Raw genomic sequence first — 553 nt, 5'->3', positions numbered from 1 at the left:
GTGGTGGGCCTGGTGCTGGTGCCGGTGGTGGTGCGCCAGCTGAAGCTGCTGGAGCTGGGGGAGGACACCGCCGCGGCACTGGGGCTGAACGTTCCGGCGGCTCGCGCGCTGCTGGTGTTCACCGCGGTGGCGATGGGCGCGATCCCGGTGGCTGTCACCGGCCCGCTGGCCTTCGTCGCCTTCCTGGCCGGGCCGATCAGTGCCGCGCTGACCCGATCGGCCATTAACATTGGATTATCAGCTGACCGGCGCGGTGATCGTCGTGGTGGCGAACTTCGCGGCCGCGAACCTCTTTGCGCAAGTGTCCCTGCCGGTGGGCGTGATCACCGGAGCATTCGGCGCACCGTTCCTGCTATGGGTCCTGGTGCGTGCCAACTCAACTGGAAACGGGGGATAACCCATGGCCGATCTGCGGGCCACAGGCCTGACGCTGGCCTACGACAAGGTCACCATCGTCGATGAACTCTCACTGCAAATCCCCACCGGGGAAGTGACCATGGTGGTCGGCGCCAACGGCTGCGGAAAGTCCACGCTGCTGCGCGCGCTGGCCCGG

At 67.5% G+C, this 553-nt stretch carries 2 protein-coding genes and 1 pseudogene; all 3 read left to right on the top strand.

Annotated elements, in window-relative coordinates:
- Nucleotides 1-162, top strand: a pseudogene (locus JCM19049_RS21725) (iron chelate uptake ABC transporter family permease subunit); the annotation flags it as partial.
- Between the two features lie 67 nt (nt 163-229).
- Nucleotides 230-397, top strand: coding sequence for an iron chelate uptake ABC transporter family permease subunit (locus tag JCM19049_RS21720; protein ID WP_279403516.1), 168 nt, complete (start codon nt 230-232; stop codon nt 395-397).
- A gap of 3 nt (nt 398-400) precedes the next feature.
- Nucleotides 401-553, top strand: a 153-nt coding sequence (locus JCM19049_RS21715; RefSeq protein ID WP_279403517.1) for an ABC transporter ATP-binding protein, incomplete at its 3' end; no start/stop codon positions are given.

The organism is Arthrobacter sp. JCM 19049 (genome assembly GCF_001310435.1).
Note: the sequence above shows the minus strand (reverse complement) of the source record. Positions and strands in the feature narration are given on the sequence as shown.